This is a genomic window from Lysinibacillus zambalensis (assembly GCF_040183165.1).
GTDB classification, from domain to species: domain Bacteria; phylum Bacillota; class Bacilli; order Bacillales_A; family Planococcaceae; genus Lysinibacillus; species Lysinibacillus zambalensis.
In genome coordinates, this window is record NZ_JBEGDG010000043.1 from 1 (window position 1) to 14,031 (window position 14,031).

General features: G+C 33.2%; 12 protein-coding genes. 7 read left to right on the forward strand and 5 right to left on the reverse strand.

The window, feature by feature from the left end:
• Positions 1-176: 176 nt before the first annotated feature.
• Entirely contained in the window at positions 177-1,121 is a 945-nt protein-coding gene (locus ABNX05_RS25655) for a DNA/RNA non-specific endonuclease (protein WP_349662274.1), read from the reverse strand.
• A gap of 285 nt (positions 1,122-1,406) precedes the next feature.
• Between ABNX05_RS25655 and ABNX05_RS25660 the strand changes: the two genes are divergently transcribed.
• Together ABNX05_RS25660 and ABNX05_RS25665 are read left to right on the forward strand one after the other, a co-directional pair.
• Positions 1,407-2,249 (forward strand): sialate O-acetylesterase, encoded by an 843-nt coding sequence (locus ABNX05_RS25660; protein WP_349662275.1) that lies wholly within the window; start codon positions 1,407-1,409, stop codon positions 2,247-2,249.
• Positions 2,246-2,785 carry a PadR family transcriptional regulator gene (locus tag ABNX05_RS25665; RefSeq protein WP_349662276.1) on the forward strand — a complete coding sequence of 180 codons (540 nt, stop codon included), beginning with the start codon at positions 2,246-2,248 and terminating at the stop codon, positions 2,783-2,785. The genes ABNX05_RS25660 and ABNX05_RS25665 overlap by 4 nt, the downstream gene beginning before the upstream one ends.
• A gap of 281 nt (positions 2,786-3,066) precedes the next feature.
• Here the strand turns inward: ABNX05_RS25665 and ABNX05_RS25670 are convergent, their stop codons facing one another.
• From ABNX05_RS25670 to ABNX05_RS25685, 4 genes are all read right to left on the reverse strand, one after another.
• Positions 3,067-4,152 carry an EAL domain-containing protein gene (locus tag ABNX05_RS25670; protein ID WP_349662277.1) on the reverse strand — a complete coding sequence of 362 codons (1,086 nt, stop codon included), beginning with the start codon at positions 4,150-4,152 and terminating at the stop codon, positions 3,067-3,069.
• A gap of 387 nt (positions 4,153-4,539) precedes the next feature.
• The gene (locus ABNX05_RS25675; RefSeq protein ID WP_349662278.1) at positions 4,540-6,249 is read right to left on the reverse strand and encodes a methyl-accepting chemotaxis protein; all 1,710 of its coding nucleotides are present in this window, start codon (positions 6,247-6,249) and stop codon (positions 4,540-4,542) included.
• Between the two features lie 669 nt (positions 6,250-6,918).
• Positions 6,919-8,193, reverse strand: coding sequence for a cation:dicarboxylate symporter family transporter (locus ABNX05_RS25680; protein ID WP_349662279.1), 1,275 nt, complete (start codon positions 8,191-8,193; stop codon positions 6,919-6,921).
• A 285-nt stretch (positions 8,194-8,478) separates the two neighbouring features.
• Complete coding sequence (locus tag ABNX05_RS25685) at positions 8,479-8,634, reverse strand: VOC family protein (protein WP_349662280.1); 156 nt, start codon at positions 8,632-8,634, stop codon at positions 8,479-8,481.
• Positions 8,635-9,134: 500 nt separating this feature from the next.
• On the opposite strand from ABNX05_RS25685, the gene ABNX05_RS25690 reads away from it, so the two are divergent.
• The 5 genes from ABNX05_RS25690 to rsiV all read left to right on the forward strand — a co-directional run bounded on the left by ABNX05_RS25690 (position 9,135) and on the right by rsiV (position 13,706).
• Complete coding sequence (locus tag ABNX05_RS25690; RefSeq protein WP_349662281.1) at positions 9,135-9,464, forward strand: hypothetical protein; 330 nt, start codon at positions 9,135-9,137, stop codon at positions 9,462-9,464.
• A gap of 132 nt (positions 9,465-9,596) precedes the next feature.
• The gene (locus ABNX05_RS25695; RefSeq protein WP_349662282.1) at positions 9,597-10,259 is read left to right on the forward strand and encodes a hypothetical protein; all 663 of its coding nucleotides are present in this window, start codon (positions 9,597-9,599) and stop codon (positions 10,257-10,259) included.
• A 372-nt stretch (positions 10,260-10,631) separates the two neighbouring features.
• Positions 10,632-11,555: a peptidylprolyl isomerase gene (locus ABNX05_RS25700; RefSeq protein ID WP_349662283.1), complete on the forward strand. Its 924-nt coding sequence runs from the start codon at positions 10,632-10,634 to the stop codon at positions 11,553-11,555.
• Between the two features lie 746 nt (positions 11,556-12,301).
• Positions 12,302-12,820 (forward strand): RNA polymerase sigma factor SigV, encoded by a 519-nt coding sequence (sigV, locus tag ABNX05_RS25705; protein ID WP_349662284.1) that lies wholly within the window; start codon positions 12,302-12,304, stop codon positions 12,818-12,820.
• The gene (gene rsiV, locus ABNX05_RS25710; protein ID WP_349662285.1) at positions 12,813-13,706 is read left to right on the forward strand and encodes an anti-sigma-V factor RsiV; all 894 of its coding nucleotides are present in this window, start codon (positions 12,813-12,815) and stop codon (positions 13,704-13,706) included. Before sigV ends, rsiV begins: the two co-directional genes overlap by 8 nt.
• Positions 13,707-14,031 lie beyond the last annotated feature (325 nt).

Genomic DNA, 14,031 nt, shown 5'->3' on the forward strand with positions numbered 1-14,031 from the left:
GTTGCGCTTTTTAGTATAGCATGAAGTGTTTATTAATTTAAAAGATTTTTATTGACAATCTATTAGCTGGTTTAGTTGAATAGGAAAAGAGATACTTAGTCCACAAACGCGCCCGATTGTTTCGGTAAAGTCATCCGTTTATTTCATTCATTTACTTTGCCTTGAGTTCTAGGTGCTTATTCCCCTACCATACCGTCGTTATCATTGTCTTTCATATATGGGTATAACCAGTGATCACTCGTTATTGGCATGCTATAACCTGCTGCTTTTGCTTCTTTAATCGTTACTTGACCATTTCCATCTGTATCAACGCTAGAAATATCTTCAGTGCCATTCAAAGCATTGGACTTATTAGAACTTGTTGACTTATTTGAGTTAGTTGATTTATTTTCAGTTAATCCTAGAGATTTATTTATTTCATCAGGGTTGCCGTTATCGAACTCATCTACAATTTTATTCCCTTTTAAAGTGTAAGTGTACTTGTAATGAGAAGGAATCTGCGTTTTCGTATTAGGATACGTGATTATTGCTTCAAAATTTGTAGCTCCACCAGCTTTACGAATAGCGTCTTCCATATATGCTTGATCACCATGTCGGTTAAGCGTACTATCTTGTGGCGTAATATTATAAGCATTTGATACCCCACCAAGAGAATCTGCAATAATATGTCCTTCATCTAAATCTGCTCTTTCGACACCAGGAACTTTTGCTTCATCAGCGTAGTATCTGCCAGACGATGTTACAGGTTCGGTACGATCATCTTGTAGAACGATTTCGTTAGCAATGACACGGACTATTTGCCCGTGTTCATTCGTAAAGGACCAATACTCTCGGTCCCCAAAACCTATGTCAACGACGACGTTAGGTTCGCGATGTCCAGACAAATCACCACCATCAACTTCAATTAGTTTGTAATCTTTGAACAGTTGATCTTTTGATTGAGTTGATGTTTCCTCTACTGCTTGTTTTTCAGTCGTAGTTTTTTCTTTTTCACTATTTTTTGTAGTTACTTCTTGTGAATCAGCTTTCCCATCAGTATTCGATACATCTTCTACGTTAGTACAGCCAACTATAAAGATGGCAGTTAAAAGTAAGATTAAATAGTTTATTTTCTTTTTCATTTTAGGACTCCTAATAATATTTTTTACTGAACATTCTAGAGATCTTTGAATAAAACATAAATTAACATTGTTAACCTATTAAAAATAGTATATTACAATATTAAGTTTATTACAGTAGATACTTAGTTCGAAATATGTAGTGTTAAATTCCAATAAAGAATAGTAGAGTCCATCGCATTATATTTTTCAAATATAAAATTTAGCTATAGCGAGTTGACGATAGTCTAATTAGACTCTATACTATTGAAGTCTAATTAGACTATTATGTAAAGGGTTGAAAATTAAATGATAAAATCTTTTTTAATGTTAGGGCAATCAAATATGGCAGGTCGTGGATTCTTGCATGAGGTAGAACCTATCTATAATGAAAAAATAAAAATGCTTCGCAACGGTCAGTGGCAAATGATGACAGAGCCGATTAATTATGACCGCCCTGTTGCTGGTGTAAGTCTAGCAGCGTCTTTTGCAGAGGCATGGTCGAATGCCAACCCGGATGAAGAAATTGGTTTGATTCCTTGTGCGGAAGGTGGCAGTTCCTTGAACGATTGGCATCCGCAGGGTACTCTTTTTCAACATGCTTTATCTGAAGCTCGATTTGCTCTAGAAACTAGTGAAATTTGTGGCATACTTTGGCATCAAGGTGAAAGTGATAGCAATAATTCTCTATATGAAACGTATTATGAAAAGTTATCTCTTATCATTGAAAATTTACGTAAAGAATTAAACCTTCAAAATGCCCCATTAATCATTGGTGAGCTTGGTGATTTTCTAGGAAAATTAGGTTTCGGAAAGTACTCATCAGAGTTTCAAGAAATCAACAACCAATTACGTCGATTCGCTCATGAGCAGCAAAATTGTTATTTTGTATCGGCAAAAGGTCTAACTGCCAATCCGGATGGTATTCATTTGAACGCCGTTTCCCAACGAAAATTCGGTTATCGCTACTTCGAAGCATTTTCGAAAAAGTGTCATATCTTAGAGCCTCTTTCGGATGAAAATCAATCACTAAAAATAAACAATAACTATTCGAAAACTGAACAAATTTATATTCATAGTATGAATTTGGCTCTAGGTAAAATCACATACGCTGAATTTGAAGCACAAATGGCGAAGGTGATGCACCCTTGATTCCCTTACTTATCCTTGGCTTACTTATTCAAAACCCTGGCGCTCATGGATACGAACTATTAAGTTTAATGGAAAAACGACATTATAAATATATCGTTAACTTCACTAAAGGATCATTTTATTACAATTTGCAACAACTTGAAGAAAAAGGTTTGATTGAACAAACACATCAAATACGTCCAAACAACGGTCGTGAAATTCACACCTTTAAAATCACGTCTTTAGGAATAGAAGAATTCGAAAAATTAATGGCCAAATATGGGACTAAATCCGAGTATGTAAACTTACAATTCTATGGGGCATTACTCTTTGCAGATGAATTCGATAAACATAAATTATTAGAATTAATCCAATCACAAATTGATCAAACTGAAGCCAGAATTGCTCTTCTCGATGAATACCTAGCTATTACTAAAGAATTACCTGGTAAAATTGATTATTTTCGTCGCATGAACGAAAATTCTCGTTCACACCATTTAGTGAACTTAAAATGGTTTAAAGAATTGAAGGCAGACATAGAAGAAGCTACTGTGTAAATAAAAACTAAAATCCCATATCAATATTACTTAGTAAAATTGATACGGGATTTTTAATGTAATCTTTTATTTACCTTACACTTTAAAACCTTTACTATGGGTCACAATGCTCCGGTGACCTTTTTATTATTTACCACCATTCAATGTTGTACCTAATTTTTAAGGGAAAAATAGTTTTGGAGAATTACTTCAAAACTATTGACCTGGTGAAGTTAATTGCTTTTTTTATATAAAATCAGATGTAGTTCCAATACTTAAACTAAAAAATAGATAGTAATAGTCTATCTAATCTCATTCATAAATATTGACAAATCATTCATAGTTAGTGGTTTAGATATGTAAAAACCTTGTATAGAATCATATTCAGCTTCTGATAAGGAATTAAGCTGTTCAACACTTTCTACGCCTTCTATGATAACCTTTAGATTTAAAGCTTTGATAAACTTTGTTAGCATTTCAATTACCTTTTTATTTGATTGCCCACTAATAAACAACCTATCGAGCTTCACCCCGTCAAGGGGGAATAAGGAGATATATTGAAAATTCAGATTTCCTGAACCAAAATCATCAATAAATACAATATGACCACGATCACGAATAATTTTTAAATTTTCTATTGCTTTTGCTTCTATCCCAGTTAGGGTTTCCTCAGTTAATTCAAAAGCAATTCTGCTATTGTTATTAAAATTAATTTCATTAAGATGTTCGATTAGCCAAGATATATCTTTTATTAATGAATCTGTTAGATTAATAGAGACATAAACTATATCATTATACCTTTTCAACAAATCAACAGCTTTATTAATAATATTTTTGGTTAATTTTATCAAACTCTCTATATCTAAAATCGGAATAAATATACCTGGTGATATTGAATTGAGTTCTTCGCACTTCCATCTACTTAGTGCTTCAAAGGATACTTGTGTATTATTGTGTAATATCGGTTGAAAAACGATTTCAAACTCATCCGTTAATAAACCTTTATGTGAAATGTACTCTTTTATCGCATTACTATTCGTGTTTTGCAAATAGACTTGTCTAACATAATTTAAGGCTGGAAGTCTTCTATCTTGAACAGATAGATAATGTATCTTCAAATATTCAATATTTGATAAATCTTGAATAATCAAATGAGCTTGCGACTGAACATTACAAACTAATATATATTCCTTATCAAATACTCTATAACATTCAACTTCTGTTTGATACATAGCTAATTTCATCTTAACCACATCTATACATTTAGAAGTATTCAAGTTATGCCAACTTGAAATAGTAATATATACTAAAGTGAAAGATTTTTTATCTTCAATACTTTTTAACACAGACTTTCGATTTGATTCAAATTTTGTTATCCCAGTCTCCATCCTAATTCCTCCAATAGGGCAGCTTACTCCTCCATTTTCTATCAAAAATTTACGATCTTTTTTAAATATTTTATAAAGCTAATCTGTAGTTAGCATGAATTTAATGTGAAGTTTACCTGTAGTATCAATTAATGTTTTAAAGTACAAAATACAGAATTTATGCTAGCTCTATAAGTCATCTCAATCATAGTAGCAGATTGTTCTTCTGCCGATTTTAAAACAAGTTGTGAATAACTTGAAGACTGGTCGATAACTCTTTTGTCATCTTCCTAATAAATAATTCCATTTTCACATCTCCTTCGAAAAAACCTAAATTTAAACAAACAAATTTACTTTTTCAACAACTATTAGCAGATCTTTGTCCTTTGAGATTATAATTCGTCATCTTTATACTTTAAACATATTCGTTTTTTCTTGTAAGTCTTCCGCCATTTTAGAAAGTGCCGAAGTAGATGCAGTAATTTCCTGCATAGAGGCTAATTGTTCTTCCGTAGCCGCTGAAATATTTTGTGTCCCTTCTGCGGCGCTTTGGGCGATTCCATTAATTTGTCCCATGGATTTGGACATTTGATCTGCACCTGCAACCATCTGTTCTACAGAACTAGACACTTCATGAATTTGAACTGAGACCTCGTTAATGGCATGTTGAATTTTCTCAAATGATTCACCTGCGTTGTTCACATTATTAATACCCGTTTTCACTTCATTCGTAGTGAACTGCATGGAGTCTACCGCTTTACTCGTTTCGCCTTGAATTCTTATAATAAGCTCAGAAATTCTCAGCGCCGATGCCGATGATTCTTCTGCCAATTTTCGCACTTCTTCCGAAACTACCGCAAAGCCTTTCCCATGTTCGCCTGCTCTTGCTGCTTCTATCGCTACATTTAATGCCAGTAGATTGGTTTGTGCTGCAATACTTGTAATAACTTCAACGATATCTCCAATTTCAGCTGAACGCTCACCTAGACCACTAATAACATCACTTAAACTACCAATAGATGTTTGAATCGAGTTCATTTGTAGAACTGCATTTTGAATAATATCATTTCCATCTACAGAAAGTTGTTTTGCTTGTGTTGCTGCCTCTGATACGTTAGTAGAATTTTTAGCTATAGTTCGGACATTTTCTACCATATGATCGACAACATCCGATGTTTCTATAATCGTTCTAACCTGGTTATCTGAGCCGCTTGCTACCTCTAACGTAACAGATGCAATATGTTCACTTGCCTCACTCGTTTGTTCCGCACTTGCCGAAAGCTCAACCGAAAATGCTGCCATCTGTTCAGACGATTGTTGCACCTGACCAATTAGATCCCGTAATTGAGCAATCATGTGGCCGAAAGTAGACGTTAAGACGCCTAGCTCATCCTTTGAATCATAGTCTACACTAAAATTTAATTCCCCAGCCTCTGCTCGTTGAACAGCATATTTTAATTTTTCAATTGGAGAAATTAGATATTTTCGTACACCGATAAAACCGATTGCCACAAACAAAATTCCTAATACAATTGAAATAATTAGAGAGTTTGTAATCCCTTCATTTACCTCAGCCTTACTTTCCATATTCAAAATACTTGCATTTTTTTTATTCAATTCTGTCAGCTCTAGTCCTTTTGACATTATTTCGTCAAGTACAGGCTCAGCACTTGAATTAAAGAGCTTTATTGCTTCATCATTCTTATTAGCAAGACTTAACTGAAAGACTTGCTCCATGCTTTCTTTAAAACTTGGATATAGCTGAATTAATTCACTTATTATTTTATCCTCATCCGATTGCATTTTGGCTGCTTCAAGTATTTTAAGATTCTTTTCATTATTTTGAAACGCATCAGTTACTTCATTTTTAATTTGAGTAATAGTTGTTTCATCTGTAAGAAGTAAAGAACGATACATATCTGATACAATAATTCGATTATTAAGTCGATAATCCGATAAAACAATACTTGGTTCAAGACGATTTATAAAAATATTCTCTGTTGTATTCTCCAACTTTTTCATAGTAATATATCCACTTATTTGGATAAGAGCAACCGTTAAAATTGCTATAGACATTAATAAAACTAGCTTATTAAAAATGGATAGATTACGAAGCAAGGTTCATCCCCCCCTTTTTGAATTCAATCATTTAGTTTGCATTGCATGGATTTTTTCGCCAGTGTTTTGTGTAATTGGTGATGTCATCGTAAACGAAATACCTATAGAAGTAATGGCTACCAATATAAAATTCTCACTTTTCTGTTTTTTCTCAATATTCTCCCTCTTTATCAAGTTATCATATGACACATCTTTACACAAATCTACAAAAAATTTACCTATAATAATACATTTCAAGTAAATTTACTATATATAATCACTTCTTTTTCTCTTTAAGCACATCAAAATCACAATTAAGTATTATATTAATAACCACTTTTAATAAAACTATTAAAACTAAATTTCATATTTTAACTGTTGTTTATAGCCTAGTCTTTATATAACTTCTTCTGGATATTGAGCTATATATATCTAAAAAAAACACTTCAGATGCATATGTTTCCTCTCAAGATACATTAAGAAGTTAGAGATGAAGCTTTATTTTAAGCATTTCAAGTAAATAATATTAACGATTTTCCTTTCCTTGCTTTAACATCAGAACTAACTCTATCCCCATAGAAAAAACACCTCCACGTTGATCTGATAAGGTGCAATATAACCATTTTTCAACGAAAGGTGTTTTTATTTGTTGTTTTTAGGCCCATGTAATGCAATCCATTGTGATGGATTTTATGCTAAATTTTCATTTTCTTTAAAGTAATTTTTCATTTTGTCTGTATCGAAACGGCCTTCCCATTTCGCCATTACTAATGACGCAAGTGAGTTACCAATTACGTTAACGACTGTACGTCCCATATCAAGGATACGATCGATACCTGCGATAAATGCTAAACCTTCAAGTGGAATACCGACAGTTCCTAAAGTTGCTAGAAGTACAACGAAGGATACTCCTGGAACACCTGCAATCCCTTTAGATGTAACCATTAATACAAGCATTAACGTAATTTGTTCACCAATGCTTAGGTGAATACCGTACATTTGAGCAATAAATAATGCAGCAATAGCTTGGTACAGTGTAGAACCATCTAAGTTAAAGGAGTAACCTGTTGGGATAACAAAGGATACAATATCCTTTGGAGCACCTAATTTCTCCATTTTCAACATAATTCGTGGTAACACAGCTTCAGAACTTGCCGTTGAGAACGCTAAAATCAGCTCATCTTTTAGTACTCTAATTAAGAAGAGGATACTAACACCTGCGAATTTTGCAACAAGCGCAAGAACGACAAATATAAAGAATAGCATTGTTGCGTAAACAAGTATAGCTAGTTTAGCTAGTGGTATCAGAGAAGCGAATCCGTATTTAGAAACGGTTACACCGATTAAACCAAATACCCCAAGTGGAGCGAATTTCATTACGAGGTTCGTTACCCAGAACATAGCGTCTGCTACTCCTTGGAAGAAGTCTAATACTGGTTTTCCTCGTTCGCCAATGGCAGCAACCCCTAAACCAAAAATAACTGAGAAGAAGATGATAGCAAGCATATCGCCTTCACCCATTGACTGAATGATATTTGTCGGGACAATGCCTACAATAATATCAAACGGTCCTTCATGCTGTACTTCTTCAGTAGTTGTAACGTATTTCGAAATATCTCCTTGAGAAAGCTCGTTCATGTTCAGACCTGCGCCAGGTTGGAATATGTTTGCGGAAAGTAAACCAACTACAATTGCTACTGTTGTAATAATTTCAAAGTAAATAATTGATTTCCCGCCCAAACGTCCAAGCTGTTTCATGTCTCCAGTTCCAGCTACACCAACGATTAAAGTCGAAATAATAATCGGCACAACAATCATCTTAATTAGATGAAGGAAAATATCGCCTAAAGGTTGTAAATATGTTTCGATTTTTGGGCTTCCGTAAAAGATACCACCAACAATAATCCCTAAAATCAAACCAACTAAAATTTGAGTCGCTAAACTGATTCTAAATTTCTTCTTCAAAAATTTCGTACCTCCTAGTATTAATTTTTTTTGGGTCGTGCCTTATAGTACAAGTTACTTATAAAATCCGACAAAATCCGATGAAAAATTAATTTATTTTTAAGAAATATCTGAATATAACACCCGATTGATTTCTTCATATCATCTTTATTTGCCGATTTTCATGAGTATCGAGTGCATAATTTCGAATAGTGACAGGTACTTTATTAGTTGGTCCTATTTTCGAGTAAATTCGGGTGCTACTGAGATACAAGTTGAAAGAAGTGTAGTTTTAGATTACTAGAATTATAAACAACAAGCTGCCATACAAACCCTACTGCCTATCCCTCCTCCCATTTCCCATTCCCCTTTCACATCAAGTCCAAAATCGAGAAAAAACTCTTCAGCGGCAGAGAGATCATTTACGATTACACCCACATTATATATTCTTTGAACCTTCAAATTTCATACCTCCATTGTTTCTGTTATTTTGCAAAATCACCCAGATAGAAAAATTTCCTTTTTGAAGTAGTTTTACAAAACAATCCATTCCATCCAGTAAAACTATGACGCTCGTTAAGCCAGTTATAAAACGGTACTGGACGCTCTCTATTTGCTGCTTCTTCTATAGATGATTAATTAATCGACTTCTAATCTAAACGCTCAGCAGCCTTCTTGCTGGTAAACGCATTTACATGCTGTGCCTCAAGATCATTTGTCATCAAAAAAGACAGATTCACAAAAGAATTTTGCCATATTTTCATTCTATCTACCCTTATTTCTTTATATCGTGGGGAAAATTGGACCATCTATCACGAATTGATCTTATGTTCTCTTCTTTAATTTTTAAAACTTTTTTAAAATAATTAACTTTTTTCATTGGTAAATCGTCTAATTATTGGTACCAATTAATTTTTAAAATGCAAGGAGAAATAAAAATGAAATAACCGAAAAAAACTTGGATGATTGCTTCTGCACTTACTATAGGAATGGCTGTTCTAACTCCCCTGCAAGTAGGAGCTACATCTGCTGAAAAAACAATCGAAGCATCAGTTCAAAAGGAACAACAAATTAAAGGGGCTATTAAAGATTTCTTTCCCCATTATGGAATGAACCTTAAAGGACAAGATGTTAAAAAATATTTTATTAGTTTTAGTAATTTTTCTACTGAACAGCTAGAAAAAATGAGCTTAGTAGAAGGACAAGAAATCTCTGTAGAAGGTAATGTTGTAGAAGATTATAATGACTTCAATACATTTGAAGCTTATAAAAAAGACTACCTAAAGAGGTAACAAAAGAAGATTTAGCAAAATTAGAAAAAATGTTTAACGAAATGAAGCAGTTAGAAAAGGAAACAAATAAAAGTGATTATTCAATTGAAGAGATAGATAAGAAACTTCAACAAATAGAGAAAATTGTTGACGATGTATAAAATACAAAAGCCATATATATTAGCTAATTGGCAACCAAAATCAGTTGATGAATTTATAGAAGAAGAATACGGTTTTAATGAAAGTAACATAGTTATTAAAGAAAACGATAAAAAACAGCTTAAAGCTATTTATGAAGAATGGGTAAAGCTTGAAAAAAGCGGTGATGAAGACAGGGCTAACAAAAAATATGAAGAGTTTGATAAAATCCTTGCACCATATTTAGATGAACTATACCCACCACAAACTTTTGAAGAAACTTTAGATGGCCTAGAATCAGTAATCCCTGCTGAAACTTTATCAAAACTAAAAACAATTTTTGAGGATGCTCGAAAAGCAGATAAGGATGAAAATGAAGAATTGTCTGAAAAGCTATGGAATGAATTTTATGAAATCCTGGGTCAATTCTATAATCCTCCAACATTTGAAGAATACATGGCTGACTTTGAATTTGAAGTTAGTGAAGCAGATAGCAAACAATTAAAACAGCTTTATGAAGAAATCTTAACTCTTGATAAAAAAGAAGAACAAAAAAATGCTAAAAAATGGGAATGGTTTTTCAATATTTTAGACCCATATTTTAAAGCAAATGAAGAAATTCTTATCTCAGCTTCTAAATTAACGATAAACGGCCAAGACTATTTTCCACAACATTAACCAATTCGTCTTTCAAGTTATCAGCTAAAGGTAAGCTATCCATGAAATTTAAAAACTAACGCTTCACCACAAAGAATGAAAATGGATACCCCTGTTTATACTGTTTTCTTCGCCTAGGCGAAAAAAGTCAGCACACTACTTGCTATAGATTCATCTGTTATTTTGGCTAAAATACTTCGGTGCAACACAGACTATCGCAGCCTATATGGATAGCACTTATGAGAGATTAATCTATTTAATTACTCACACCTTATATACAAATCGCGCTTTTCATTGCTGAGATAAAATAAATGATCTAATGATTGTCCTGAAATATAATTAGCTAGGTTTTTGTTTTACAACTGCAACAACAAGAAATTAGGAGAGAATTCCATGAAAAAAACAGTATTAACATTCACACTTGCAGCATCAGTTCTTGCATTAGGCGCTTGTAGTTATGATTCAGCAACTAATGACAAAGTAATCGCTACTTCTAAAGTTGGAGATATCACTCAAAATGATTTATATGAAGAAATGAAAGCATCTTCGGGAAATCAAGCATTTCAATTTCTAATGATTAAAAAAGTACTATCAGCGAAATATGAAGTGACAGAAGATGAAGTAAACGCTCAAATAGAAGCTGACAAAAAGCAATTAGGCGATGACTTCGAAAACGCCCTTGCACAACAAAGTCACACAGAATCTTCGTACAAAAAATCCCTAGAACTTAAATTGATGTATGAAAAGGCATTAGTTGAAGATGTGGAAGTAACAGAAGATGAAATTAAAGCTGAATACGAAAATATCAAAAATGAAATCCAAGCTCGTCATATAGTAGTAAAAGATGAAGAGACTGCTAAAAAGGTGAAAGCAGAACTTGAATCTGGAAAAGATTTTGCAAAAGTTGCGAAATCGTATTCTATCGAAGAAGCAGCACAAACAACTGGTGGGGATTTAGGTTGGTTTAACAAAGCAACTAATATGGATCAACAGTTTTTAAAAGGTGCTTTCGCATTGAAAAAAAATGTTATCAGCGATCCAATTCAATCTAGCTTTGGCTATCATATCATCGAAGTAACGGACAAGCGTGAGATTAAAGAATCATACAAAGGTAAAAAAGGCGAGCTTGAAAAACAATTAAAGCTAGCAAAAGTGGATAATTCAACGCTATTAACAAAAGTAGCGAAAATGATGAAAGAAGCTGATATTAAGATTAAAGATGAAGATTTAAAAACTGCGTTAGATGAGTTTTTAGCTGCTGCTAAAACAGGTACAACGACTGAAGATGCAGATACATCAACAGAAGAAAGTAAATAATTATTCATACAAAAAGCGTAAGGGCATAAGCCTTTACACTTTTTGTATGCTTTAAGAAATAATAAAATCTATTACATGTGGATTACTCTACAAGTGATTCTTCTTCCAGACTCCACCGCCTTGCTTCCTGCGCAAGCTCTAACAAAATCGCTTGTGGTGGCTGAGGAGTTGCCTCCTTGCTTTTGATGTTTTTCAAATGTAGGTTTATAAAACGAACGGTTTTCTAATGAAAATAAACGTTCAGTAAACTATCCAGTATTTGTTTTGTCTAATGCAATCTGGATCTTTAATCCTTGTCCGAACAGTACGTATCTTCTCCTTTTTCCTAAGTAATCCAATTATTAAATCAGCATATACATCCAATTTTTCTTTTGAAATAACAAAGTCTGAATAAATTTTCTCTAAATTTCCCAACTATACACCTAAAAAATAGGTTTTGTTTAGAGCATAGACTAAAAAAGTTTTTTTCGAGATAAAATTGAACTAGTTTACTTACTTATCAAAAGGTATACTTTGCTGCATAAATACAAACTTAGACTTTTGTATAAGTGAAAGCTCTAACTATTCCAATAGAACGGCACTCTAACATTATACGAAATTATTACATAATAGGGATTTACATTACAATAGTTCCTATAAGGATTTTGGTATTCCATTTTATTCACAAACTATCAACTCCCCCCCCTTTCACCCGTCTAATAGTAGTATACAATTTGAAAAAATGTTAAAAAGGAGTTTCTTTATACATGAAAACAAGAAATACATTTCAACATGAAGAGGTGTTTGTCCAGTTAATTCGTGAACAGAAAGAGCGTTTTTATTTGCTCGCGTATAGCTATACGAAAAATGAACAGGACGCACTTGATGTTGTACAAGACAGTATTCAAAAAGCAATGCTTTCTCTAGATCGACTAGAAAATGTCGAGTATCTGAAAAGCTTTTTTTATAAAACCTTGGTACGTACAGCCATTGATTTTTTACGTAAGCATAAACGTTTACAGGTGACAGACGATGATACATTGCAATATTTAACACCTGCACAAGAGGATGTCTATGAAAATGTTGATTTAGAACATGCGTTGGACGAGTTACCCCAAATATATCGCGAAGTTGTCATTTTACACTATTTCGAAGATTTAAAGCTCGCCGATGTTGCTAATATTCTGAATATTAAGCTGAGTACTGCTAAAGCTCGTCTTTATAAATCGTTAAAACTCTTGAAAATACAACTGCAAGATGTGAAGGGGGAAACAGCACATGGATGAAAAATTAAAAGAATTAGAAAAGCAATATAATGAAATACCTATCCCAAAAGAGCTTGATTTTGTGGTTGAAAATGCACTTAAGCAAGGTAAAAAGAAGAAAAAAAATCGAGCACCTCAATGGTTACTTGGATCTGCTGCGGCTGCTATGCTTCTTACAGCTGGTTTAAATGTCAGTCCTGCAATGGCACGTACACTTTCTGAAATTCCAGTAGTTGGTAGTATTATCACGGTATTAACATGGACTGAATATGAAGTAGCTGAAGACACATACGATGCAAACATTAAAGTACCTTCTATTGAAAACCTAGAAAATAAAGAACTTTCAAATGCTTTAAATGAAAAATATCGTTCAGAAGGTAAGGCTCTATATGATAACTTTCTTCCTAATGTTGCTAATATAAAAGCAAATGGAGGTGGTGTTTTAGGTGTTGATAGCGGTTATGAAGTGAAAACCGATAATGACCAAATCTTATCAGTCGGTCGCTATACGACCACTACAATTGCATCGTCTTCTACAGTTATGCACTATGACACAATAGATAAAAAAAATGAAATTCTAATTACATTACCAATGCTATTTAAAGATGACAATTATATTAAAACTATCAGTGAAAACATTAAGGAACAAATGCGGGAACAAATGGCTATACCTAACCCAAGAAAAGTGTACTGGGTAAAAGGCGCAGGTCTATCAGATGAAGAATTTATGGATTATGACTTTACAGCCATTAACGCAGAACAGCAATTTTATATTACTGATAAAGGTAAACTTGTAATCTCCTTCGATGAATATGAAGTAGCGCCTGGCTATATGGGTGTAGTGGAATTCGAAATCCCAACCGATGTCATAAAAAATGATCTTGTAAATACTAAATATATTCATTAAATTGGAGTAGAGAATTGCAATTTTTAAATAAAAAACATTCTTTAATAAGAGTATACTTAAAATAACCAAATATTCCGATAAAACAAAAAAAGTCCCGGGTTTAAAATTAATTGATTACCTTGGCTTTGTTCTTACTTTCATAGAACCGTTTAAGCAATGTGATAATAAGAAAACTCCAGTTGCAGTAAGACTAAATATAGAGAATGACATTATATCAAACATACTAACATTAGTAGTACAAACCAAGACCATGGTTTGTGCTACTATTTTTTTATAGTAGAAGTGAAGAAAAGCCGACTAGCCTCTGGGACCATTTGTGAGTCCG

Coding starts and splice junctions, on each gene's coding strand:
- ABNX05_RS25660 (WP_349662275.1), top strand. CDS start 1,407: ATGATAAAATCTTTTTTAATGTTAGGGCAATCAAATATGGCAGGTCGT.
- ABNX05_RS25670 (WP_349662277.1), bottom strand. CDS start 4,152: ATGGAGACTGGGATAACAAAATTTGAATCAAATCGAAAGTCTGTGTTA.
- ABNX05_RS25695 (WP_349662282.1), top strand. CDS start 9,597: ATGTATAAAATACAAAAGCCATATATATTAGCTAATTGGCAACCAAAA.
- ABNX05_RS25700 (WP_349662283.1), top strand. CDS start 10,632: ATGAAAAAAACAGTATTAACATTCACACTTGCAGCATCAGTTCTTGCA.
- rsiV (WP_349662285.1), top strand. CDS start 12,813: ATGGATGAAAAATTAAAAGAATTAGAAAAGCAATATAATGAAATACCT.
- ABNX05_RS25655 (WP_349662274.1), bottom strand. CDS start 1,121: ATGAAAAAGAAAATAAACTATTTAATCTTACTTTTAACTGCCATCTTT.
- ABNX05_RS25690 (WP_349662281.1), top strand. CDS start 9,135: ATGATTGCTTCTGCACTTACTATAGGAATGGCTGTTCTAACTCCCCTG.
- sigV (WP_349662284.1), top strand. CDS start 12,302: ATGAAAACAAGAAATACATTTCAACATGAAGAGGTGTTTGTCCAGTTA.